We start from the raw sequence: 22898 nt of genomic DNA, 5'->3' as shown, positions 1-22898 counted from the left end.
GCCAGGGAGCTCTTGGCTGGGGAGGGATGCTGTGTAATCATGATTACATGACTACGACGGAAGGCGCGGAGGAGAAGCTCCGCGGGTGGTTCTCCGGCCGGCTGCCCGACGGGTGGTTCGAGGAGTCGCCGCAGGTCGTCCTCGATCGCGAGGAGATCAGTGTCATCGGCCGGTTGGCCGAGCCCGAGGTCGCCGAGGGCGCCTCCGAGGCGGAGCGCTCCGAGGCGATCGCCGGTCTGATCCAGCGGTTCCGTGAGGACACCCGGGATCGCCGGGTCGACATCGCCCGGGAGGCCGAGCACCGCTTCGCCCGCAAGGTCTCCTGGGGCGTCGAGTGCGGCGGCGAGAAGGTCATGTTCACAACGCTGTCCGTCCCGGTGATGACCAGGCTCCGTCAGCCCGAGCGCAGGGTTCTCGACACGCTGGTCGACGCGGGCGTCGCGCGCAGCCGGAGTGACGCGCTCGCCTGGTGCGTCCGTCTCGTCGGGAAGAACGCCGACGAGTGGCTGGCCGAGTTGCGGGACGCTCTGCTGCACGTCGAGCGCGCGCGGGCCGCCGGCCCTCAGGTCTGAGCCGTCCGGCGTGCCGAGGGCTCTTCGAAGGCCTTCGTTCCCGATGTCTTAATCGAGAAAGCAGAAACGTGCTCGAAACAAAAGAAGAATTGTCGCCCCGGTCTAGGCCAAAGGTCTAATCCAGTGGTCTAATCCAAAGGTCTAAACCAATCCTCCTTTAGCGACCTTCCCTGCGGTTGAGATCACTTTGCCGGGGGCTGTTCAAAATGCCGCACGTGGGTACACTCAACAAATCCCGACATCAACCATCGGGTGTCCCCGTGCGAAGGAGCGATCGTGGCGTATGAGGTCAAGGCCGGGTCGGTCGAGTGGAATCCGACCGCGGCCCGGCTGCGCGAACTCACCGAGAAGATGCCCAACTCCCAGGTGACCGAGTTCGGCAACGTGGTGGTCAAGGCCCGCGTGGACAGCCGCAGCGCCAAGTCCACCTACATCGTCGACGACTCCACCAACACCACCAAGCAGACGATCACCCGGGCGGAGTACGACCGCGTCGCCGCCGCACAGGACGAGTACCTCGCCGGGCGCGACGTCGTCGTCGTGGACGGTCACATCGGCAGCGATCCCGACTTCCGGACCAGGGCGCGCCTGGTCATCGAGGCGTCGAACGCGAACGTCGCCGGCATGCAGAAGCAGCTCTACTACCCGGTCGACGCGGACTACGACCCGGCGACGTGGGACCCCGACACCACGGTGGTGTACACCCCGAACCTTCCGATGGAGGGCTACCCGAACGACCGGCTCATCGCCGTCGACCTCGGCGCCGGCATCACGCGGGTCTTCAATTCGGACTACTTCGGTGAGTCCAAGAAGGGCGGCCTGCGGATGTGGAACAACATCGTTTATGAGCGCGGCGGCCTTTCCCTGCACGCGGGATGCAAAGTGATCCCGGTGGGCGGTGAAAACAAGACGGTGCTCATCGTTGGCCTGTCCGGAACCGGCAAGACGACGACGACTTTCACCACCCAGCTCGGCAGCAAGCCCGTGCAGGACGACTTCATCGCCCTGATGCCGGAAGGGCGTGTCTACACGACCGAGAACGGCTGTTTCGCCAAGACCTTCGGGCTGGACCCCGAATTCGAGCCGACCATCTACCACGCCACGGTGAAACCCGACGCCTATCTGGAGAACGTCTCGGTCGACGCCGACGGCAAGGTCGACTTCTTCGACACGTCCTACACCAAGAACGGCCGGACGACCTGGCCGTTCAAGTACGTCGACCCGTGGCCGGCCGACCAGGTGGAGCCCGCCGAGTTCCTGCTCATCCTGAACCGCAACGAGAACATCGTCCCGGGCGTGGCCCGGCTCGACCGCGCGCAGGCGGCCGCGTACTTCATGCTCGGCGAGACGACGGGCACGAGCGCCGGCGGCAAGGACGAGGAGGGCAAGTTCCTGCGGGTGCCGGGCACCAACCCGTTCTTTCCGCGCGACATGGCCGACATGGGCAACCGGATGCTCGAGCTGCTCGACAGCCACGAGATGAAGGTCTTCGTCCTGAACACCGGCCGCGTCGGCGGCGGTGAGGGCGACGACCGGGCCAAGAAGGTCAAGATCCCGCACTCGTCGGCGATCGTGCAGGCGATCGTCGAGGGCACGATCGAGTGGGAGGACGACCCGGACTTCGGGTACGAGATCGCGTCGTCCGTACCCGGCATCGACGACATCGAGATCATCCAGCCCCGGCGGCTGTACGAGCGCCAGGGCCGGATGGAGGAGTACGACGCGATGGTCGAGCGTTTGAAGACCGAGCGTCGGGAATACCTCTCATCCTTCGCGGGTCTGGACGAGGCGATCGTCAAGTCGATCGGCTGAGCCAACGCGGGGATGGGGTACGCCCCGGCGGCGGGACACCGCCGCCGGGGCGTTTCACGCCGGTCGGCTCCGTGGCCGGGTCAGCGTCGGGTCAAGCATCCCGCGACGTCTCGATCTGGAGCAAACGAGCAACCTACGCTTACCCATGTGGGAGAACTACGCTGCGTCGATGGGTCGCGGCTCGAGGTGATCATGGTTCCGGTCCGCGACCGGGCGGGCACCCCGTACGAGGTCACGCTCGAACTCCAGCGCGACGGCCGGGCGTTCGGCGTGGTGGGGGAGCGCTGCGGGTACCTCCTGGCCACGCTCGCCCGCCGGGTCGCCGACGCCCGCGTCGACGGTTCACCGGCGGCCAGGGCCTGGACCGACCCGGCGGATCGCTTCCCCGAACCCCCGGCCGCCACCGACGCCACGGAGGACCGGCGGCCCGTCTCCCGGGAGCCCGAACTGTTCGCGTTCCGGCGCCGGGACCGCGGGGAGACGCCCGGCACCGGCGAACTCCGGTGCACGCTGCGTACGACGTGCACCTGGCTGTCCGGCCCGGACCACCGCGGCGGCGAGTGGCGGCTGTCCCGGCGCGCCGTCGTGGAGGCCTGGGGCCCGGACGGCCAAGGCGTGCGCGCGGTCCTGACCTCGGCGGAGCTCGCCGACCTCCTGACGGCCCTGGTGGTCGAGGCCCGGCTCGTGGGCGCCGATTACCGAGACGTTGTCACGAGTTCACCGGTACGCGCCCGGCATGCGCCGTCTGGGGCGATAATTGACTACTAATCCCCCCCGGCGTCGTCGACGAAGAAGGTGCGCGCATATGGGTTTGCGAGACCTGGTCTACAAGCTCTACGAACGACGGCTTGAGACGAGGCTCCGCCCGGACACCGCGCCACGTCACATCGGCGTGATCCTGGACGGCAACCGCCGGTGGGCGCGATCGATGGGGCACCGCGACGTCGCCACCGGGCACCAGCGGGGCGCCGACAAGATCTCCGAGCTGCTCCAGTGGTCGCAGGAGACGGGCGTCGAAGTGGTCACGCTGTGGCTGCTGTCGACCGACAACCTCACCCGGCCGGCGCAGGAGCTGGACCCGCTGCTGGCCATCATCGAGAACACCGTGGAGGACCTGGCCGCCCAGGGCGGCTGGCGCGTCCAGCCGGTCGGCGCGCTCGACCTCCTGCCCGACAAAACCGCACGTGTGCTGAAGCAGGCCGCCGAAAGCACATCTGACGCTCCTGGCCTGATTGTGAACGTCGCCGTTGGGTATGGAGGTAGGCGTGAGATCGCTGATGCGGTGCGCTCACTCCTGCACGAACACGCGAGCAGGGGCACCAGCATCGAGGAACTGGCCGAGATCCTCGATGTGGAGCACATCGCGGAGCATCTGTACACCCGCGGCCAACCCGACCCGGACCTTGTCATCCGGACGTCGGGAGAGCAGCGCCTGTCCGGCTTCATGCTCTGGCAGAGCGCCCACTCGGAGTTCTACTTCTGCGAGGCCTTTTGGCCTGACTTCCGCAAGGTCGACTTCCTGCGGGCGATTCGTTCCTACGCCGCGAGGCATCGGCGCTACGGCTTCTGAACCTTCTGTAGAGCGTTACCGAACGGCCGGTTTCGGCCGGTCGACCACTCGGTGCGCATCTGTTCTCGGGCGGTTCCCTCGGCCTAGCGTCGTACCAGGTCCCCCCGAGGAAAGGGCGCTCTCCCAGGCGACCCGCCTGGGCAGGTGCCCGAAGGAGAACGAGTGGCCACACCTGCCGCCACCCGGCGCACGTACGTCCTCGACACCAGCGTTCTGCTCGCCGACCCCGGGGCGCTGACCCGGTTCGCCGAGCACGAGGTCGTACTCCCGATCGTCGTGATCACCGAACTCGAGGCCAAGCGCCACCACCCGGAACTCGGCTACTTCGCTCGGAACGCCCTGCGCACCCTGGACGACCTGCGCGTCGCCCACGGCCGCCTGGACGAGCCGCTGCCGATCGGCGACGAGGGTGGAACGGTCCGAGTCGAGCTCAACCACTCCGATCCGTCCGTCCTGCCGGCCGGGTTCCGGCTCGGCGACAACGACACCCGGATCCTTACGGTGGCGCTGTCGCTGTCCCAGGAGGGACACGATGTCGTACTCGTGTCCAAGGACCTGCCGCTGCGGGTGAAGGCCGCGTCGGTCGGCCTGGCGGCGGAGGAGTACCGCGCCGAGACGGTCGTCGAGACGGGTCACACGGGCATGGCGGAGCTCGAGGTGACGCCCGACCAGCTGGAGGAGCTGTACGACGCGGGCCGGCTCGAGCTGGACGCGGCACGCGACCTGCTGTGCCACACCGGGCTCCGGCTGATCTCGACCGGCGGCTCGGCTCTCGGGCGCGTGCTGCCCGACAAGTCGGTACAGCTCGTGCGCGGCGACCGCGAGGTCTTCGGTCTGCGTGGGCGGTCGGCCGAGCAGCGGGTGGCGCTGGACCTGCTGATGGACGAGGACATCGGCATCATCTCGCTCGGCGGGCGGGCGGGCACCGGCAAGTCCGCGATGGCGCTCTGCGCCGGCCTGGAGGCCGTCCTCGAACGTCGCAGCCATCGCAAGGTCGTGGTCTTCCGGCCGCTGTACGCGGTCGGCGGGCAGGAGCTGGGCTACCTGCCCGGAACCGAGAACGAGAAGATGTCGCCCTGGGGCCAGGCCGTCTACGACACGCTGTCGGCGATGACCACGCCCGAGGTCGTCGAGGAGGTCCTCGACCGCGGCATGCTCGAGGTCCTGCCGCTGACCCACATCCGCGGCCGCTCGCTGCACGACTCGTTCGTGATCGTCGACGAGGCGCAGTCGCTGGAGCGCGGGGTGCTGCTGACCGTGCTGTCGCGCATCGGCACCGGCTCGCGCGTGGTGCTGACCCACGACATCGCACAGCGTGACAATCTGCGCGTCGGCCGCCACGACGGCGTCGTGGCCGTGGTCGAGAAGCTCAAGGGCCACCCGCTGTTCGCGCACGTGACCCTGACCAGGTCCGAGCGCTCCCAGATCGCCGCCCTCGTGACGGAGACGCTCGGCGACGTCGGCGTCTGATCGGACGACGGCGGGGCTCCCTCGATCTCATTCGGGGGAGCCCCGTTTTCGTCACGGAGTGGAGTCGTGCGCGCGGGAATCGTCATGGTGTGACCAACATCACATAACGATCACGCCACCATACGAACTCCCTGTTGGTCGCGGGTATTCGACCGCATGTGTCCCCTGTGGCGTGATTAGGCGTGAGATCAGTCACGCCATTCCGGTTGCGGAGTACCCCCCGTCTTAATGCAGTGTTGTCCGCCGTAAGCACTCCTGTGGGACACCCCCCGGTCCCGGCGCGTCCCCCCTGCGCCGTACGTCGGGAGGCATGCCCGCCCAGGGTGCCGCGCCGGAGACCGCGACGGCACCGGGGGTGAAGGCACTCGTACGCGTGCCCATGCGCGTGCGACCGTCGGAAGGACCGCCTTGTACGGAGACCGTTTCGGGTCCCCCGGGCGAGACGATCGACAAGACGGCACGGAGCCTCACGGCGACGCTCGTTTCGCCGAGAATCAGCCCCCGTCCGCCGAGGACGTGAAGGTCGCCGGTTCTCCCCTCGAGCCACAGCCCGAGCGGCCGGATCTCTCAGGCGCCACTTCTGCGATGCCCTTCCCGGGGACGGCCGAAACCGCCCCGGCCGATGGCTTCGAGGCCACTCGCCACGACTATGACCCCGCGGACACCCGCCACGACCTCGGCGCGGTTCCTCCCGGTGGCCCGCTGCCGCCGAACGGCCCCGGCGGTCCCGGAGACGACGAATCCGAGCCGTCGGGCCGCGGCCGCCGCTCCTCGGGCAGGCTGCTGAAGATCGGCGCGATCGCCGCCGCGGCGGCCGTGGTCGTCGGCGGTGGCACCGCCGCCTTCGCGCTCACCGGCGGGGACTCCGGCTCGGGCAAGAAGTCCGCCGAACCGCCGGCCCAGCAGGTCCAGGCCCAGGCGCAGGCACCGGCTCCGATGACGGAGCAGCAGCGCAAGAGCCTCGAGACCGCGCGCCGCAAGGAACTGCAGAAGCGCGCCCTCCGCGCCGCCCGGAGCGAGAAGGACCGGCCGTCGCTGCTGGCCAAGGGCGAGCCGATCCCCACCAAGACCCCCACGCCCACGCCGCCGGGGGGCAGCGCGGGCAACCCCGTTCCGGCCGGCGAGGCTCAGCAGATCGCGAAGTCGCTGCTGCCGAGCTACGGATTCGACCCGAGCACGCAGTTCGGCTGCCTCGTGAACCTGTGGAACCGCGAGAGCGGCTGGCGGGTGCACGCGGCCAACCCCTCCGGCGCGTACGGCATCCCGCAGGCGCTGCCCGGCTCGAAGATGTCCAGCGCCGGGCCCGACTGGCAGAACAACGCCACCACCCAGATCAAGTGGGGCCTCGGCTACATCAAGAGCCGCTACAGCACCCCCTGCGGCGCCTGGGCGCACTCGCAGAGCACCGGCTGGTACTGACAGGCCTTCCCCGGCCCGGCGGCCATCGGCCGCCGGGCCCCGCCCGCGGGATCCTGAACCACCCGCGGAGTTCCACCCGCAGGACCGGACAGGCCTGCGGGGCGCCATCCGCGGGATCGTGAAACGGCTCGCGGAGCTCCATCCGCAGGATCCTCGAACATCTGCGGAGCACCATCCGCAGGATCCTCGAACATCTGCGGAGCACCATCCGCAGGGCCGGAAACGCCCGCGGAGCCCCACCCGCGGGAACGCGCAACGCCCGCGGTGCCGGCGCGGCGGAACATCCGCCGCACCGCCTCGGAATCCGGCCGTCCCTCACGGCGGGACACGGCGTCCGACAGCGACGCCGCCGATGGCCCGGTCGCCTTCCTCCCGCTCCATGAAGGCTGCTTCGGCCGAGGCGGACACCGCTTGCCGCGCGACCGGCGCGTCGGCTGACGAAGGGTCCTTCTTGTTCCCCAACCGCCCGTATGGGTACTCCGTGGTCAAGGCCGTCGTCCTCTCCCTCGGCATCTGCCTCGGCATCGGTCTCACCGCCGAGGCACCGGCCCAGGCCACGGCGCCGACCACGGCGGCCGCACGGTTCGTCACGGTCAGCGCGCAGAAGAAGCTCACCCGCAAGCAGCGGAACGAGCGCATCGCCAAGCCGCTCGTGAAGAAGCGCTGGACGCGCACCTACAAGAGCCAGTTCACCTGCCTGGCAAAGCTCTGGAACCGCGAGAGCAACTGGAACCACAAGGCGCACAACCCCTGGTCGGGCGCCTACGGCATCCCCCAGGCCCTGCCCGGCAAGAAGATGCGCAGCGCCGGCAAGGACTGGAAGACCAACCCGGCGACCCAGATCAAATGGGGTCTGGCGTACATCAAGGGCCGCTACACGACGCCCTGCCGCGCATGGTCACACATGCACAGGACCGGCTGGTACTGAGACCGATCGACCGCCGCTTCACCGCGACACTCCTGATCGGCGGCAACAACTCGGTAAAAGAGCGGCACAAACGCAGCCGGGAGCGGTGTCGAGCCGGGCGTGTCACGGAACGTGTCATGGCGTGGTGACGGACCGCTCCCAGCCGGGACGCTCCGTCACCGTCACTCCGAAGCGCGAAACGTCGCGTACGGCGCCCCCACGGGGGCGCCGTCCGGTGGCCCGGTCGCCCATAGGGCAGCCGACGGCGGAGTGAAGGCCCGCTCGGAGCGTGACCGGCGCCCCGGCTGACGGAAGAGCCGACTTGGACCTCAAACTGACGGGACTCTCCCGGAGCGGCGTGGCCGCGCTCGGCAGCGCCGCCGCTCTGATCACCGGACTCGCGGGAGAGCCCCTCGCACTCGGCGCGGTACCCGCCCACGCGTGGCCCGACATGGTGCCGCCCCGGCAGCCGCAGCTGTCGATCTCCGAGCGCAACAGGGTGCTCGCGCTGCCGTTCCTCGTCGAACGCGGCTGGTCGTACCGGCAGTACCAGTGCCTCGACCGCCTGTGGATGCGCGAGAGCAGCTGGAACCACCGGGCCCGCAATCCCTGGTCCGGCGCGTACGGCATCCCGCAGGCGCTGCCGGCGGACAAGATGCGCACCGCCGGCTCGGACTGGCGGACGAGCCCGGCCACCCAGATCAAGTGGGGACTGGGCTACATCCAGAGCCGCTACGGAAATCCCTGCGCGGCCTTGGGTCACTCGGCGGCCACCGGCTGGTACTGATCCGGTGCGCACCGATCCGGCGGGGATCCGGCCGGCCACACGGGCCGGCCGGACCGGCTCGGGCCCGGAGCACCCCGTACGGCCGCGGACCGGGTCACCCTCGGGCCGGGCCGGGCCGGAACCGGAGCCGGGTCGGGAACCTGCGGGTCGGGACCGGGTCAGGAACCGGCGGGCCGGGTCATCGCGAGGACGTCGAGAGCGGCGTCGAGCTGCTCCACCGTCAACCGGCCGGCGTCCACGTGACCCCGCTCGAGGACGACGTCACGGATGGTCCGGCGTTCCCGCAGCGCCTGCTTGGCGACCGCGGCGGCCTCCTCGTACCCGAGGTACCGGTTGAGCGGCGTGACGATCGACGGCGACGACTCGGCGTACTCACGGCACCGGTCGGCGTCGGCCTCGATGCCCTCGACGCACCGGTCGGCGAACAGCCGGGAGACGTTCGCCAGCAGGCGGATCGACTCCAGGATGTTCCGGGCGAGCATCGGCAGCATGACGTTCAGCTCGAAGTTGCCCGCCGCGCCGCCGAACGTGATCGCGGCGTCATTGCCGATGACCTGCGCGGCGACCTGGCAGACCGCCTCGGGAATCACCGGGTTGACCTTGCCCGGCATGATCGACGAGCCGGGCTGCAGGTCGGGCAGGCGGATCTCGCTCAGCCCGGCGCGCGGCCCCGAGCCCATCCAGCGCAGGTCATTGGCGATCTTCGTGAGGCCGACCGCGATCGTCTTGAGCGCGCCGCTCGTCTCGACGAGGGCGTCGCGCGCTCCCTGGGCCTCGAAGTGGTTCCGGGCCTCGGTGAGCGGCAGGCCCGTGACCCGGGCCAGCTCGGCGATGACGCGTTCGGCGAAGCCGGGGGAGGTGTTGATGCCGGTGCCCACGGCGGTACCGCCCAGCGGCAGCTCGGCGAGCCGGGGCAGCACGGCCTCCAGCCGCTCGGCGCCGTACCGTACCTGGGCCGCGTAGCCGCCGAACTCCTGGCCCAGCGTGACCGGAGTGGCGTCCATCAGATGCGTCCGGCCCGACTTCACGACGGACCCGAACTCCTCGGCCTTGCGCTCCAGCGCGCCGGCCAGGTGCCGGAGGGCGGGGATCAGCTCGTCCACGACCAGTCCGGTCGCCGCGATGTGGATCGAGGACGGGAACACGTCGTTGGACGACTGCGAGGCGTTCACGTGGTCGTTCGGATGGACCGGCCGTCCGAGCCGCTCCTCGGCCAGCGTGGCCACGACCTCATTGGTGTTCATGTTCGACGAGGTCCCCGAACCGGTCTGGAAGACGTCGATCGGGAAGTGCGCGTCATGGTCGCCGTTCGCGACCTCCAGCGCGGCCTCCGCGATCGCGTCGGCCATCCCCTTGTCGATCACGTCGAGGTCGGCGTTGACCTTCGCGGCGGCCGCCTTGATGTGGCCGAGCGCGGCGATGTGGGCACGGTCCAGCCGCTGTCCCGAGATGGGGAAGTTCTGCACCGCGCGCTGGGTCTGGGCCCGCCACTTCGCCCATGCGGGAACGCGTACCTCCCCCATGGAGTCATGCTCGACACGGAACTCCTGCGCTTCACTCATGCGCCCTCCTCCGTCGGGGGAGTGACCAGAGACGCTGCGTTCATTGATTCACTCGCTCCGCTCGCTCATGGGCCGTTCTCCGGGTAGCAGTCGTCATCGTCCCCGTCCTTACCCGACTCACGGAGCGCCAGCCGTATTCCCCGGAGGGACCCGAGCGCGGCTCACTTCGGCAGGGACTCGTACGCTCCGGCGAGCCACTCGACGGGACCGGTGCCGGCCTCCGGACCGCGGCGCAGGCGTATGCGGATCCGGGCGTGCGAGGCGCCGGAGGGAAGCCGGAGCTCGGGCGGCGCGGCGAACCGGTGACCGTTGGCCGTGCACTCGCCGTGCACCGTTCGGCCGGAAGCGCCCACGGCGTAGGCCGTGAACGACAGCCGGCGGGCACCGGACCGGCATACGAGGAGGACACCGACGCGGCGCCCGTGGTCGGGAACGCTGAGCGTCAGCGTCGAGGTGCCCGGCCAGGTGCCGCTTCGCTTCGCGACCCGGCGCGACACGGGCCGGTCCGACGCGTCCAGCAGCGTGGCGGGCAGCGCCTCCGGGGACCGCGCGGTGAGCGTCGGGGACGAGCTGGCGGCGGGACTCCCGGGCGCCGTGGCCGGGGAGGTGGCGGACGGGCGGGCGCCGGAAGGGGCCCAGCCGTTCAGCCCGGCGAGCACGCCGGCCGCCACCGCCAGGGCCAGCACACCGCCGGTCACCAGGGCGAGCGCTCCCCGCCGGTTCAGCCACCGACGCACGCCGCGGGCGGATCCGGCGTCCGGCACTCCGGGGCCCTCCGGTCTCGGGACGGGCAGCCAGCCCGCCGTCGACTGCGCGGGCGTCCGGTCCGGCGCTCCGACCGTCGGCAGATCCTGGCTGGTCCGGCCCGGTCCGAGGCGTCCCGGACCAGGCGGCGTGGGCCGGCCCCGGCGGGACGGGTCGAGACCCGGCGGACCCGGTTCCGCGGCACCGGTCCGCCCGAGGCCGGGCAGCGCGGACCGGCGACCGCGGTCCCCGGCGGCGGGCGGACCGGACCGCGCCCGATCGGAACCCTCGGTGGCGGGTGGACCGAGCCGCGGCCGGTCGGAATCCCCGGCGCCGGGCGGGTCGGACCGCGGCCGTTCGGAATTCCCGGCGTCGGACGGGTCGGACCGCGTCCGTTCGGAATCCCCGGCGGCGGGTGGAGCGGACCACGCCGGATCGGAACCCCCGGCAGTGGGTGGAGCGGACCGCTCACGGTCCGCGCCGCCGAGGGCCGGCGGAGTGGTCCGCGCGCGATCCGAGCCGCCGAGCGCGGGCGGAGTGGTCCGCGCCCGGCCGGAGGCGCCTAAGCCGGGCGGGGCCGGCTGCGGGCGGCCGGTCCGCCGGAGGCCGGACTGCTCCCGGCTGGACCACTCATGGCTGGACCGTCTGCTCGACCGGGTGCGCGACGCCTCCGCCGGCCGGGGCGGCAGCGGCGGCGCCGTGGTCTCGGCCAGCAGTGTGACGGCGCGTTCGGTCGTCAGCCGCCGTACGGGGTCCTTCTGCAGGAGCCCGTCGAGCAGCGGGCGCAGCTGTCCGGCGCGGACCGGCGGGTCGGGCTCGGCGGTGACCAGCGCGCTGAGGGTGGCCATCGCGGTCTCGAAGTCGTACGGGGGCCGTCCCTCGACGGCGGCGTAGAGCGTGGCGCCGAGCGACCACAGGTCCGAGGCGGGCGACGCGCGCTCGCCGCGGGCGACCTCCGGCGCGACGTACGCGGGGGAACCCATGAACGTCCCCGACTGGGTGAGGGTGGTGGCGCCCTCGTACGTCGCGATGCCGAAGTCGGTGAGGACCACCCGCCCGGAGTTCTCCAGCAGGACGTTGCTGGGCTTGACGTCGCGGTGAACGATGCCGGCCTCGTGCGCGGCGCGCAGGGCGTCGAGCAACTGCCGGCCGATGTCCGCGACGCGTACGGGGGAGATCGGGCCGTCGTCGACGAAGACGTCCTCCAGCGACCGGGCCGCGACATACTCCATGACGAGCCAGGGACGGTCGTCCTCGACCACCACCTCGTACATGGCGATGAGGTTCGGGTGGTTCAGCCGGCCCGCGGACATCGCCTCGCGGTTCGTGCGCTTGATGAGGTTCAGCCGCTCGCGGGGTCTCAGGCTGGGCGGGAGGTGGACCTCCTTGACGGCGACCTCACGGTCCGCGGCCTCGTCGTGCGCCCACCAGACGACGCCCATGCCGCCCCGGCCGATCTCCTCGATCAGCCGGTAACGACCGGAGAGCAAGCGGTCCTGAGACTCGGCCACGAAGCGCAAGATACCCGCGTGTGCCGGGCGCGGCACGCGGATCCCTACCGTGATCTTGCACTCACGTCGGTGCCACTGCAAGATCGAAGCTGAACGGCACATCTGGTGTCGACGCCGTCGGAAGAGGCGTGAGGATGGAAACCTTTTCGGCTTCGGGGCTCGGTGGACCAACCGTCGTCGCTTCCGGTGTGCTGCCGCTGGAGGTCGACGACCCCGCGGCCATCGGCGGGCACCGTCTGGTGGCCAGGCTGGGTTCGGGCGGGATGGGCGTCGTCTACCTGGGGCGCGACCGGAGCGGCGGGCTCGTCGCCGTCAAGACCGCACGCCCCGAAGACGCCGACGACGAGATCCTGCGCCTCCGGTTCCAGAGCGAGGCGGACTGCGCGCGGCGGGTGCCGGGGGGCTGGACGGCGCGGGTGCTCGTCGACGGCACCGCCGAGCGACCGCCCTACCTGATCACCGAGTACGTCGAGGGCCCGTCGCTCGCGCACATCGTCGACACCGGCGGACCCCTGCGGCCGGAGCAGTTGCGCGCCCTCGCGACGGGGGTCGCGCGCGCCCTGACCGCGATCCACGGGGCGGGCATGGTCCATCGGGACCTCAAGCCCGCGAACGTCCTGCTGACGCCCACCGGCCCGCGGATCATCGACTTCGGCATCGCCCAGCGGCTGCCCGCCTCCGGCGGGCTGACCAGGGACGGCGTCGTGATGGGCAGTCCCGGCTGGATCCCCCCGGAGCGGCTGACCGGGCGGCCCGCCACCGCCGCGTCCGACGTCTTCGGCTGGGGCTGTCTCGTGGCGTACGCCGGGCTCGGCCGCAACCCGTTCGGTGAGGGGGACGGCGACGAACTGGCGGGCCGGGTGATCCACCAGCCGCCCGACCTGACCGGGCTGGACGCGTCGCTCCGCCCGCTGGTCGCGGCGGCACTGGCGAAGGACCCTGCGGAGCGGCCGCGCCCCGCCGAACTCCTCGCGCGGCTCGGCGTCGCGGCCACAGCGCCGCAGAAGGCCGGGTACGGGCGGCGACCGGTCGTGCCGGCCCTGGTCGCCGCGGTGGTCGCCGCCACGGCCGCCGCCGTCGTCGCCGCGCTGCTCTACGGAACGGACCAGGGGGAGGGCCGACCGCCCACCGGCGGCGCCACCGTCGGATCGCCCCGGCCCGGCACGCCCTCCCTCCGGCCGCGCGGCCACGCACCGCCACAACCCGCCTCGGCGGGCACCCCGCCCGCCACGCGTCGTACCGTGTCCCGCCGCACGCCCGCGAGGACGAGCCCGGCCGCCGCCGTCTCACCGACCAAGGCCAAGACCGATCAGAGCGCCGTGAACAAGGGCAAGAGCAACAACGGCAAGAGCAACAACGGCAACAGCAACAACGGCAACAGCAACAACGGCAACGGGAACGGCCCGAACGGGAACAGCGGCAAGGGGAAGGGGTAGCCGACCCCTGAGGCCGGGCCGGGGAACTCCCGGCGCGTCAGCGCCGCCCGATGGTCAGCAGCGGTCCCGTCGTGTCCGCGAAGAAGTCCTCTCCCTTGTCGTTCACGACGATGAAGGCGGGGAAGTCCTCGACCTCGATCTTCCAGACCGCCTCCATGCCGAGCTCCGGGTACTCCAGCACCTCGACCTTCTTGATGCAGTCCTGCGCCAGGCGGGCGGCCGGGCCGCCGATCGAGCCGAGGTAGAAGCCGCCGTGCGCCTTGCAGGCCTCGGTGACCTGCTTGCTGCGGTTGCCCTTCGCCAGCATCACCAGTGAGCCCCCGGCCGCCTGGAACTGCTCGACGTAGGAGTCCATCCGGCCGGCCGTCGTCGGGCCGAACGAACCGCTCGCGTAGCCCTCCGGGGTCTTGGCCGGCCCGGCGTAGTACACGGCGTGGTCGCGCAGGTACTGCGGCATCGGCTCGCCCGCGTCCAGGCGCTCCTTGATCTTGGCGTGGGCGATGTCGCGGGCGACGACGAGCGGCCCGGTGAGCGCCAGCCGCGTCTTGACCGGGTACCGGCTGAGCTCGGCGCGGATCTCGTCCATCGGGCGGTTCAAGTCGATGCGGACGACCTCGCCCTCGAGGTCGTCGTCGGTCGTCTCGGGCAGGTAGCGCGCCGGGTCGTTCTCCAGCTGCTCGAGGAACACGCCGTCCCGAGTGATCTTCGCCAGGGCCTGCCGGTCGGCGCTGCAGGACACCGCGATCGCCACCGGGCACGACGCGCCGTGGCGGGGCAGCCGGACCACGCGGACGTCGTGGCAGAAGTACTTCCCGCCGAACTGCGCCCCGATCCCGAGCTTCTGGGTGAGCTCGAAGACCTGCTGCTCGAGCTCCAGGTCGCGGAAGCCGTGGCCGGTCGGGCTCCCCTCGGTCGGCAGCGTGTCGAGGTAGTGCGCCGAGGCGTACTTGGCGGTCTTGAGGGCGTACTCCGCGCTGGTGCCGCCCACCACGATGGCGAGATGGTACGGCGGGCACGCGGCGGTGCCGAGCGACCGGATCTTCTCCTCCAGGAAGGAGAGCATCCGGTTCGGGTTCAGGACGGCCTTGGTCTCCTGGTACAGGAACGACTTGTTCGCGCTGCCGCCGCCCTTGGCCATGAACAGGAACTTGTACGCGTCGCCGGGCGCGGCGTACAGCTCGATCTGGGCGGGCAGGTTGCTGCCGGTGTTCTTCTCCTCCCACATGGTCAGCGGCGCCATCTGGGAGTAGCGGAGGTTCAGCTTCGTGTACGCGTCGTAGACGCCCCGGGCGAGGTGGCGCTCGTCGTCCCCGTCGGTCAGGACGTGCTGGCCGCGCTTGCCCATCACGATGGCGGTACCGGTGTCCTGGCACATGGGGAGCACGCCCGCGGCCGCGATGTTGGCGTTCTTCAGCAGGTCGAGGGCGACGAACCGGTCGTTCGGCGACGACTCCGGGTCATCGAGGATCTTCCGGAGCTGCGCCAGGTGCGCGGGCCGGAGCAGGTGGGAGATGTCGTGGATCGCCGTCTCGGTGAGCAGCCGGAGCGCCTCGGGCTCGACCTGCAGGAACGTACGGCCGCCCGCCTCGAACTCGCTGATCCCGTCGCTCGTGAGCAGGCGGTACTCGGTCTCGTCCGAACCCTGGGGGAGTAGCTCGGTGAAGGCGAATTCGGGCATCGGCTTCCTCGCTGACGACACGGTGGTGTGGTCCCCAAGCCTAGGACCGCCCGGTTCCGGGACCGAACGCGCCTCGGGACGGAAGTCCCTTGCCGCAGGGCTGCACGGGGGGTAATACGGGCGAAAGGGGGAGTCATGCTGTTCAACACCTATGCCGCCCCGGGCGGCGAGTTCCACCACCCGGCCCTTTTCTACCTGGTGATCGCGATCTTCGGCATCGTGATCGTCTCCGCGATCGTGATCAGCCTGATGCTGCTCGTCCTGCGGAACGTCGATCGCGAGTGGCCGATCGGCACGCTCCCCAAACCGGCCTCGTGGCGCCTCCGGTCGAGAATGACCTCGGCGTCGGTAAGGCGCCACCTGCCGCATCGCCGGCACCCGGTGTGAGCCGGCCGTCCGGGGGCCACCGCCCCGTCCGGCGTCACGGACACGGCGCCCCCGTGACCCCCACGGGTTCCTGATCCGGCGGTACGGCGACCGCCGGCGCCGACCGCCGCGGGCCGCCGAGGCCGGCCGCGACGCCGCATCCGACCAGGAGGACGCCGGTGAGTTCCGCCGCGCTCGGCGTGCCCAGTCCGAGCACCATCGTCGTGACCGCCGCGCTCACCGGGATCAGGCCCGCGAACAGCCCGGCCCGGTCCGCGCCGATCCTGCCCAGCGCGTCGTACCAGAGCAGGAAGGCCCCGACCGTCACGACGACCACCAGGTACGCGAACCCCGCCAGCTCGCCGGCGGTGGGCACCCGCACGACGGCGGTGCCGTCCACGAGCAGGCCGGTGCCGAGCAGCATCGGAGTCGCGGCGGCCGCCGAGTACGCCGACACCCGGATCGGCCCGAGCCTGGGCAGGAGCGGCACGGCGAGGAGCGAGAAGGCCATCTCGCCGGCCAGGGCGCCGAGGGCCAGCAGCAGGCCGGGGACGCTGCCGCCGCCGAGCCCGTTGGCCGCCGCCGCGCCCAGCGTCACGATCACCGCGGCGACCACGAGACGCGGGGCGGGGCGCCGCCGCTCCAGCAGCGGCGCGACGACCGCGAGGAGCACCGGGACCGCGCCCACCACCGTGCCGATCATCGCGGGCGTGGTGTACCGCGTCCCCTCGACGACGCAGACGTTGAAGCCCGCCAGCCCGGTCGCGGCGAGCGCCGTGACCAGCGCCCACTCGCGGAGCGTCAGGCGTCGGCGCGTCCGGGGCCCGCGGGAACGCTCGCTCAGCCGGGCGACGACCAGGAGGACCACGGCGGCGACCGCGTAGCGGACGGCCTGGCCGCCGTACACCGGGTAACGGGCGATCGCCGCGGACACGGCGGTCAGCGTGCCGACGAGGGTCATCGCGGTCGCGGCCTGGACGAGGCCGCGCGGGCTGGTGCTCTGCTCCATGGACTGAGACGCTAGGCAGTCATTGGTCCGGGCACGAGGACCAATCGATCACCTGTATAGAGGACCATTCCGGAGGGTGGCGCGTGTGGACCTGCATCTGACGCTCGACCGTTCCACCGGCCGGCTCGCCGTACAGGTCGCCGACGGGCTCCGTGACCTCGTACGACGCGGAACGCTCACCCCCGGCCGGCGGCTGCCCTCCACCCGCGACCTCGCCGACGACCTGAAGGTCTCCCGAGGCGTGGTCGTGACCGCGTACGAACAGCTCGTCGCCGAGGGGTTCCTCGTCTCCCGGCAGGGCGACGGCACGCGGGTGGCCCGCACCGCCGCGTCTCCGCCGCCGACGGCCACCGGCTCGGCGCACCGGCGAGTCCTCCGGCTCGCCGCCGGTACGGCGGCCGGACCGGTCGACCCACCCGGCATCGCATACGACCTGCGGCCGGGCAAGCCGGACCTGACGTCGTTCCCGAGGGACCTGTGGGCGGCGACGACGCGGGACGTGCTGCGGGACCTCCCGTACGCCGAGCTGAACTACCCCGACCCGGCCGGGACCCGGCGGCTGCGGACCGAGCTGGCGGGGTACCTGGCGCGCGTGCGCGCCGCCGTGACCGAGCCGGACACGGTCGTGATCACCGCCGGAGTGGCCCACGCGCTGGCGACCGTTCCCCGCGTGCTCGGCGAGGAGGGCCACCGGCTCCTCGCCGTCGAGGACCCCCTGGCCCACCAGCAGCTCCCGCTGATCCGGGCGACCGGCATACGGTTGGTCGGCGTCCCCGTGGACGAGGAGGGAATCGACGTCGCCGCCCTGGCCCGCACGCGGGCGCGGGCGCTGCTCATCACCCCGGCGCACCAGTTCCCGACCGGCGTCGTCCTGTCGCCTCGCCGTCGCGCGGCACTGGTCGAGTGGGCGCGTGCCGTCGACGCCGTGATCATCGAGGACGACTACGACGGGGAGTTCCGGTACGACCGGGACCCGGTCGGCTGCCTCCAGGGCCTGGCCCCCGAGCGGGTCGTCCTGGCCGGATCGGTGAGCAAGGCGCTGTCCCCGGCGTTGCGGCTCGGCTGGGCGGTCGCACCACCGTGGCTGGCGCACCGGCTGCGCGCCGCGCGGGCGCTGTACGACCTCGGCCCGGCAGTGCTCGACCAGCACGTCCTCGCCCGGCTGATCGCCACCGGAGCGTACGACCGGTACCTGCGCGGCATGCGGCGGCGCTACCGGGACCGCCGTGACGCGTTCGCCGCCGCCCTGACACGGCGCCTGCCGCAGGTCCGCGTCCACGGCGTCTCCGCCGGACTGCACGCGTACGTCGAGCTGCCCGCCGGTACGGACGAGGCCGAGGTCGTCGCCCGGGCCGCCGCGCTGGGCGTCGCGGTCGAAGGGGTCGCGCCGATGCGCGTACGGCACCCGGGCCCGCCCGCGATCGTCGTCGGCTACGCGCGCCTGCCGGAACGCCGGCTCGCCGAGGCGGTCGACCTCCTGGCGCGGGCCGTCGCGCCCTGAGGCAGAGTCGCGGCCGAAATGGCTGTGTCGAAGTGTTGAACGCGGGTAGGACGTGCGGCGATGAGGAGGATCAAGAATGAGTCTTGACGAAGCCGCCCGCCAGCTCGAACTCGCCGCCCACGACACGCAGGTCTCCTTCGACTGCATCGGCCTCGGCGACATCGAACGCGCTCATACCCACGCCATCACCGCCCGCGCGGCGGCCGACGCCGCAGAGGCCGCCCTGCGGATCGCCCTCACCGAGATCAAGACCCCCGAGGAGGCCGAACGCGCCGGTGAGGAGGCCATGCGCCGCCTCCAACAGGAGATGAGCCACCCCACCCGGCCATAAGCCCGCCGCCGACACCGCGTTCCCGCCACCAGCGGGGACGCGGTAGATGTTTCCACCGGGGCTTCCGCCCAGAACGTGTCCGGTGGAACACATGCTGGTCGACCGCTGACTGTGCGGCACGGCGAGGGATGCGGGCGGCGCCGGCCGGGGAGAACGGTCCGCCCGCCGGGCGGGGCGTCGTTTCTGGCGGTGTCTACTCAGGGGAGACGAATTCTCCTCTGGGTAGACGCCGGTGAAAGAGGACGGGCGACCCGGGTGTGCAACCTGCGGAGATCGCTGCACACAACGCTCGGCAAAGGCGGCCGCATACCCGCCAAAGGCCGCACTCTCGTGACGCGGCGGCGGCTTCACCGAGCATTAGGTGCGCCGGCGCGCCGCAGGCTCAGCCGACCAGGCGTTCGGCGACGGCGGAGTTCGGCACGGCCCGCTGACCGGCGCCGGCGTGAGACCGCGCGCCGCGAGGGCGTCATGAAGCGCGATCGCCGTCGGGGCGACCTCGATGTCGTGTCGTCCTCGCACGGCGATCCAGGTGGATCTCCACGGGTCGAACAGGATTCCCCAGCGTGGGAACTCGGCTCGCAGGCGCGTGAGCCACCACCCAGGTCCCGCTCTGTACGGCCGCGCGGCCGGTAAGACCGGCGGATCGACGCGAGTGACGGCTTCCCCCGGGACCGCGCGACCTTGGGGGTACGGCCACGGCGTGCTCACGGGCGGCCTTCGTCGGTGACGCGCAGAACCTTCGTGATGAGGGTGGCGGCGCGGTCGATCTCCTCGGCCGGGCACATGTACTCCGTCTCCAGCGGCGCGTCGCGGGAGGGGCCGGTCCAGCACCAGTACCAGTTCAGCGATCCATCGTCGGGGGCGATGGCCACGTACTGCGAGAGACCCGGATTCATCGCCTCCCCACGCGGATCATCGGTCATCGATGCCTTTGGGTTCCAGGCCATCAGGGCGCTGGTCCCCACCCGCACCTCCAGCCCGTGGCCCCGCAGCGCCGTGGCGAGTTCGACCAGCCGGGCACGGATCGCCCGCTCCTGCCGAAGGACGCCGTCCTTCGAATTCGTCGTTGATTCGGTCATGGGACTCCGTTCACGGGGGGTTACGATGAATTTGGAATGCTGTGCTTCGCAGACCAATAAGACCTTGCAGTAATTCGCGGTAGGGGAGCCAGGTAGGGGGCCACGGAGGGGGCCGCTTGACTTTCCAGGAGGGCGAGCCAATGCCAAGTGGTGCGAATGAGGAATTTGGCGCATATCTAGCGGACCTGCGTCGGCGAGCAGGTAAGAGCCAGCGACGGCTCGCCGAGATCCTCTGTGATCTTTCCGGCTGCCCGACGGTCACCCGCCACGAGATCAGTAGGTACGAGCGAGGACGGCGTACGCCGCGGTTCTGGCTCCCGTACCTCGCTGAGGCGCTCGGAGCCTCCTTAGGAGAACTGGAACGACGAGCCAATCTCGCGTTCGGAGGTCATCAGCCGTCTTACACGGACGCCCAAGCGGAGTTCTTCATCCACGGCTTTCCGGAGGGCGACGTGCCGCAGCTCGGCGGCGTGACCGGACGGCGAATCGGTTCTGACGTGGTCGCCGACCTTTTGGTCCGTATTCACCGGCTGCGTCTCGCGGACGACGTGCTGGCCGGTGGCGACCTGATCGGTCCGGCACTACGAGAGCTGGATGCGGCTGTGGCCATGTACCAGGCGGGCGGTTTCAGCGAGCTGGTCGGCCGGGCCCTCCTCGCCGCGATCAGTGAGCTGGCACAGATCGCCGGCTGGATCGCCAGCGACGCAGGTCTCAACCAGCGGGCCGAGGAGATCTACCAACTCGGTATCAGCGCGGCGCGTGAGGCCGGTGACCGGACATCAGCGGCCAACTTGGTCGGTTCGCTCGCCTATCACCAGACCAACGTGGGAGCCCCTGAAACCGGGCTGGAACTGGCCGTCGCGGCGCTCGACGAGGCGGGCGATGACGTGCCGCCGCGGGCGAAGGCGCTTTTCTGGGACCGGGTCGCCTGGACATATGCGAAGACCGGTCAAGCATCCTTGGCGATCCGGGCCCTCGGGCGAGCATCCGAGGCTCTCTCTCGGCACGCCGGCGAAGAGGACCCGTCCTATCTCTACTGGGTCGACGAGGGTGAGCTTCGAATCATGGAGGCCCGCGTCCACGTGGAGTTGCGGCGTCCGCTTCGAGCGGTGCCCGTGCTGACCGAAGTGCTCGACCAGTACGACAGCACGCATGCTCGAGAAATCGCGCTGTATCTGTCCTGGCTCGCGGTCGCACTCGCGGATGCCAACGAGCCCGAGGAGGCCGCGCATACGGCTCGTCGCGTGCTGGAACTCTCAGCCGACATGCCGAGCGAGCGCACCACCCGGCGCTCTCAGGTCGTCCTCGCTCGCCTCCACCCTTTCCGTAATGTCCGGGAAGTCCGGGACCTTATCGACGACTACGGTCGCCGGGCTTGAAGACCTGCGTAGAACGCTCGGCAATGGCGAGGGCCTATCGGACAAAGGCGGCGTTCTCGTGACGCGGAAGTGGTTCACCGAGTATCTGGTGCGTGGCGTGCGCTCACGCACTCGTCGCGGCGGTCGGCTGGTGCCGTCGGCGGAGGAGGTCCGGTCGTACCTTCTCCGGTACGACCGCATCGGCCAACAGGCTCTACCCGAGGATCAGTCGCGAGAACTGATCGAGCGAGTCATGGAGATGATGAAATGAGAATCCCGGTCTGGCGGAAGAGCAGCCGCAGTGGAGCGCAGCAGGGCGACTGTGTTGAGGTCGCGGTCGTCGAGACGGACGCGCGGGCGGCCTGAGGCGCCTCGTCGGCGGTGTCGCCGCGACGTCCCTCCGGTCTGTGCGGAACGCTCGGCGATGGCCGTGGCATATCCGGGCAATGGCCGCATTCTTGTGGCGTAGCGGCGGCTTTACCGAGCTTTCGGTGCGCCGGTGCGTGTCGCCGCTCAGGCGACGGGGCGTTCGGCGACGGCGGAGTTCGGCGTCGCGCCGTCGACGGGCGTCGGCTCGAAGGCTCGTGCCGTGACCAGGACCACGAGGCATAGCGCGGCGCCCACCACGTAGGCGAGCCACAGGTTTGAGGCGACCGCGCCCGCGATGGCCGCGCCGAGCACGAACCCCGCGTAGTTGAAGACGTTCACCCGGGAGACGGCGATGCCGAGGCCGGTCGGGTCGAGCCGGCCGGCCGCCGAGAAGGACGTGGGGACGACGACGGACAGGCCGACCCCGGCGACGGCGAACCCGATGATGGCGGCCAGGGGATCGGGCGAGAGCGCGGCGGTGAGCAGGCCGAGACCGCCGATCAGGCCGCCCGCCGCCACGACCTTCGCGGCGCCACGGGCCTGGACGAGCCGGTCCGCGCCGGTCCGGCTCAGCATCATGCAGACCTGGTAGGCGACGTAACCGAGCGGGGCGGCGGCGGAGGAGGCGTGCAGGTCGTCCTTGAGGTACTTGGCGCTGTAGCTCGAGGTCGCCGAGTCCGCGATGTACATGCACGTCACCGCGGCGCCGATGATGATGATCGGCCTCCACGGCACCCTCTTGGCGGCGGCCTTCAGCTGCTCCATGCTGGGCCCGGCTGCCTCCATCGCCTTCGGGTACAGGCGGCGGCCGGCCACCAGGGACACCGCAATGCCGAGCACCGCCGGGACGGCGAATCCTGTGCCGAGGCCCATGTCGATCCGGTTGGCGAGCGCGCTCCACAGGCCCGCGAGGATGCCCGCCGCGCTCCACACGGCGTGGAACCCGGTGAGCAGGCTCCTGCCGTACCGGGTCTCGGCGGTCACCGCCTGGGCGTTCATCGACGCGTCCACCGCGCCGACGAACAGGCCGAACAGCGCCGCCGTGCCGTACAGCGCGAGGTTCCCGGGCGCGACGCCGATCGCGACGATCGACACGAGGACGAGCGGCTGGGCGACCCGCAGCACGATCCCGCTGCCGTGCCGGGCCATGAGCGAACCGGCGAGGACGCTGCCCAGCCCGGCGACCACCGGGACGGCCAGCAGGACGAGCGCGAGGGCGCCGTCGCTGAGGTCGTGCGCCTTCTGCAACTCCGGGATGCGCGTCACGAGGGCGGCGAAGGAGAGCCCCTGCACTCCGAAGGCCGCGTACGCCGCGCGCCGGCCGCGCCGAGTCGGTTCGTCGATGTCCGCCGCCACGCTGCCCTCCGGAACGTGAAATACGTTCGCGTCAGCGTAGATACCAGGTCACCGGGGGTCA

Annotated in this window: 21 protein-coding genes; 15 read left to right on the top strand and 6 right to left on the bottom strand. The window is 71.1% G+C overall.

The genetic code is table 11. From position 1 onward, the window contains the following. The first annotated feature begins 47 nt into the window (after positions 1 to 47). The 8 genes from AB0L00_RS07720 (at position 48) to AB0L00_RS07685 (ending at position 8537) form a co-directional block, all read left to right on the top strand. Complete coding sequence (locus tag AB0L00_RS07720; protein WP_364429859.1) at positions 48 to 572, top strand: hypothetical protein; 525 nt, start codon at positions 48 to 50, stop codon at positions 570 to 572. A gap of 276 nt (positions 573 to 848) precedes the next feature. Further along, positions 849 to 2384 (top strand): phosphoenolpyruvate carboxykinase, encoded by a 1536-nt coding sequence (locus AB0L00_RS07715; protein WP_364429856.1) that lies wholly within the window; start codon positions 849 to 851, stop codon positions 2382 to 2384. Positions 2385 to 2531: 147 nt separating this feature from the next. Beyond that, entirely contained in the window at positions 2532 to 3152 is a 621-nt protein-coding gene (locus AB0L00_RS07710; protein ID WP_364429853.1) for a hypothetical protein, read from the top strand. A gap of 37 nt (positions 3153 to 3189) precedes the next feature. Beyond that, on the top strand, positions 3190 to 3954 hold the full coding sequence (locus tag AB0L00_RS07705) for an isoprenyl transferase (RefSeq protein WP_345354425.1): 765 nt from the start codon (positions 3190 to 3192) through the stop codon (positions 3952 to 3954). 162 nt (positions 3955 to 4116) lie between these two features. After that, positions 4117 to 5424 carry a PhoH family protein gene (locus tag AB0L00_RS07700; RefSeq protein ID WP_364429850.1) on the top strand — a complete coding sequence of 436 codons (1308 nt, stop codon included), beginning with the start codon at positions 4117 to 4119 and terminating at the stop codon, positions 5422 to 5424. Between the two features lie 585 nt (positions 5425 to 6009). After that, positions 6010 to 6843, top strand: a complete 834-nt coding sequence (locus AB0L00_RS07695) for a lytic transglycosylase domain-containing protein (protein ID WP_364429847.1) — start codon at positions 6010 to 6012, stop codon at positions 6841 to 6843. A 481-nt stretch (positions 6844 to 7324) separates the two neighbouring features. Beyond that, a complete protein-coding gene (locus AB0L00_RS07690) occupies positions 7325 to 7771 on the top strand; it encodes a transglycosylase SLT domain-containing protein (protein WP_364429844.1) in 447 nt (148 codons plus the stop codon). A 301-nt stretch (positions 7772 to 8072) separates the two neighbouring features. Further along, positions 8073 to 8537 carry a lytic transglycosylase domain-containing protein gene (locus tag AB0L00_RS07685; protein WP_364429841.1) on the top strand — a complete coding sequence of 155 codons (465 nt, stop codon included), beginning with the start codon at positions 8073 to 8075 and terminating at the stop codon, positions 8535 to 8537. A gap of 158 nt (positions 8538 to 8695) precedes the next feature. Here the strand turns inward: AB0L00_RS07685 and AB0L00_RS07680 are convergent, their stop codons facing one another. Together AB0L00_RS07680 and AB0L00_RS07675 are read right to left on the bottom strand one after the other, a co-directional pair. Further along, positions 8696 to 10099 (bottom strand): class II fumarate hydratase, encoded by a 1404-nt coding sequence (locus AB0L00_RS07680; protein ID WP_364429838.1) that lies wholly within the window; start codon positions 10097 to 10099, stop codon positions 8696 to 8698. 161 nt (positions 10100 to 10260) lie between these two features. Then, positions 10261 to 12354 carry a protein kinase gene (locus AB0L00_RS07675; protein WP_364429835.1) on the bottom strand — a complete coding sequence of 698 codons (2094 nt, stop codon included), beginning with the start codon at positions 12352 to 12354 and terminating at the stop codon, positions 10261 to 10263. A gap of 134 nt (positions 12355 to 12488) precedes the next feature. Here AB0L00_RS07675 and AB0L00_RS07670 point away from each other — a divergent pair, with 134 nt between their 5' ends. Further along, positions 12489 to 13790: a protein kinase gene (locus AB0L00_RS07670; RefSeq protein ID WP_364429832.1), complete on the top strand. Its 1302-nt coding sequence runs from the start codon at positions 12489 to 12491 to the stop codon at positions 13788 to 13790. Between the two features lie 37 nt (positions 13791 to 13827). Here AB0L00_RS07670 and AB0L00_RS07665 read toward each other — a convergent pair whose 3' ends face one another. Continuing rightward, entirely contained in the window at positions 13828 to 15468 is a 1641-nt protein-coding gene (locus AB0L00_RS07665) for a fumarate hydratase (protein ID WP_364429829.1), read from the bottom strand. 135 nt (positions 15469 to 15603) lie between these two features. On the opposite strand from AB0L00_RS07665, the gene AB0L00_RS07660 reads away from it, so the two are divergent. Beyond that, positions 15604 to 15855, top strand: a complete 252-nt coding sequence (locus AB0L00_RS07660) for a hypothetical protein (protein ID WP_364429827.1) — start codon at positions 15604 to 15606, stop codon at positions 15853 to 15855. A gap of 34 nt (positions 15856 to 15889) precedes the next feature. Here AB0L00_RS07660 and AB0L00_RS07655 read toward each other — a convergent pair whose 3' ends face one another. Beyond that, positions 15890 to 16843 carry a DMT family transporter gene (locus tag AB0L00_RS07655; RefSeq protein ID WP_364429824.1) on the bottom strand — a complete coding sequence of 318 codons (954 nt, stop codon included), beginning with the start codon at positions 16841 to 16843 and terminating at the stop codon, positions 15890 to 15892. Positions 16844 to 16928: 85 nt separating this feature from the next. Between AB0L00_RS07655 and AB0L00_RS07650 the strand changes: the two genes are divergently transcribed. Then, positions 16929 to 18344 carry a PLP-dependent aminotransferase family protein gene (locus AB0L00_RS07650; protein ID WP_364429821.1) on the top strand — a complete coding sequence of 472 codons (1416 nt, stop codon included), beginning with the start codon at positions 16929 to 16931 and terminating at the stop codon, positions 18342 to 18344. Positions 18345 to 18420: 76 nt separating this feature from the next. Continuing rightward, entirely contained in the window at positions 18421 to 18675 is a 255-nt protein-coding gene (locus AB0L00_RS07645) for a hypothetical protein (RefSeq protein WP_364429818.1), read from the top strand. Positions 18676 to 19379: 704 nt separating this feature from the next. Here the strand turns inward: AB0L00_RS07645 and AB0L00_RS07640 are convergent. Continuing rightward, a complete protein-coding gene (locus tag AB0L00_RS07640; protein WP_364429815.1) occupies positions 19380 to 19754 on the bottom strand; it encodes a hypothetical protein in 375 nt (124 codons plus the stop codon). Positions 19755 to 19870: 116 nt separating this feature from the next. On the opposite strand from AB0L00_RS07640, the gene AB0L00_RS07635 reads away from it, so the two are divergent. The 3 genes from AB0L00_RS07635 to AB0L00_RS07625 are packed head-to-tail and all read left to right on the top strand — an operon-like array spanning position 19871 to position 21478. Next, positions 19871 to 21133 (top strand): helix-turn-helix domain-containing protein, encoded by a 1263-nt coding sequence (locus tag AB0L00_RS07635; protein WP_364429807.1) that lies wholly within the window; start codon positions 19871 to 19873, stop codon positions 21131 to 21133. After that, positions 21084 to 21383: a hypothetical protein gene (locus tag AB0L00_RS07630; RefSeq protein WP_364431644.1), complete on the top strand. Its 300-nt coding sequence runs from the start codon at positions 21084 to 21086 to the stop codon at positions 21381 to 21383. Before AB0L00_RS07635 ends, AB0L00_RS07630 begins: the two co-directional genes overlap by 50 nt. Continuing rightward, entirely contained in the window at positions 21380 to 21478 is a 99-nt protein-coding gene (locus tag AB0L00_RS07625) for a DUF397 domain-containing protein (protein WP_364429804.1), read from the top strand. The genes AB0L00_RS07630 and AB0L00_RS07625 overlap by 4 nt, the downstream gene beginning before the upstream one ends. Before the next feature lie 147 nt (positions 21479 to 21625). Here the strand turns inward: AB0L00_RS07625 and AB0L00_RS07620 are convergent, their stop codons facing one another. Next, a complete protein-coding gene (locus AB0L00_RS07620; RefSeq protein WP_364429801.1) occupies positions 21626 to 22837 on the bottom strand; it encodes an MFS transporter in 1212 nt (403 codons plus the stop codon). Between the last annotated feature and the right edge of the window lie 61 nt (positions 22838 to 22898).

It is taken from the genome of Actinoallomurus sp. NPDC052308 (genome assembly GCF_040679195.1).
GTDB lineage: Bacteria > Actinomycetota > Actinomycetes > Streptosporangiales > Streptosporangiaceae > Actinoallomurus > Actinoallomurus liliacearum.
The sequence above is the reverse complement of the archived record's forward strand: the minus strand, read 5'-3'. Positions and strand labels throughout refer to the sequence as shown.

Coding starts and splice junctions, on each gene's coding strand:
- AB0L00_RS07720 (WP_364429859.1), top strand. CDS start 48: ATGACTACGACGGAAGGCGCGGAGGAGAAGCTCCGCGGGTGGTTCTCC.
- AB0L00_RS07640 (WP_364429815.1), bottom strand. CDS start 19,754: ATGACCGAATCAACGACGAATTCGAAGGACGGCGTCCTTCGGCAGGAG.
- AB0L00_RS07645 (WP_364429818.1), top strand. CDS start 18,421: ATGAGTCTTGACGAAGCCGCCCGCCAGCTCGAACTCGCCGCCCACGAC.
- AB0L00_RS07630 (WP_364431644.1), top strand. CDS start 21,084: ATGTCCGGGAAGTCCGGGACCTTATCGACGACTACGGTCGCCGGGCTT.
- AB0L00_RS07660 (WP_364429827.1), top strand. CDS start 15,604: ATGCTGTTCAACACCTATGCCGCCCCGGGCGGCGAGTTCCACCACCCG.
- AB0L00_RS07625 (WP_364429804.1), top strand. CDS start 21,380: ATGAGAATCCCGGTCTGGCGGAAGAGCAGCCGCAGTGGAGCGCAGCAG.
- AB0L00_RS07705 (WP_345354425.1), top strand. CDS start 3,190: ATGGGTTTGCGAGACCTGGTCTACAAGCTCTACGAACGACGGCTTGAG.
- AB0L00_RS07695 (WP_364429847.1), top strand. CDS start 6,010: ATGCCCTTCCCGGGGACGGCCGAAACCGCCCCGGCCGATGGCTTCGAG.
- AB0L00_RS07655 (WP_364429824.1), bottom strand. CDS start 16,843: ATGGAGCAGAGCACCAGCCCGCGCGGCCTCGTCCAGGCCGCGACCGCG.
- AB0L00_RS07665 (WP_364429829.1), bottom strand. CDS start 15,468: ATGCCCGAATTCGCCTTCACCGAGCTACTCCCCCAGGGTTCGGACGAG.
- AB0L00_RS07670 (WP_364429832.1), top strand. CDS start 12,489: ATGGAAACCTTTTCGGCTTCGGGGCTCGGTGGACCAACCGTCGTCGCT.
- AB0L00_RS07680 (WP_364429838.1), bottom strand. CDS start 10,099: ATGAGTGAAGCGCAGGAGTTCCGTGTCGAGCATGACTCCATGGGGGAG.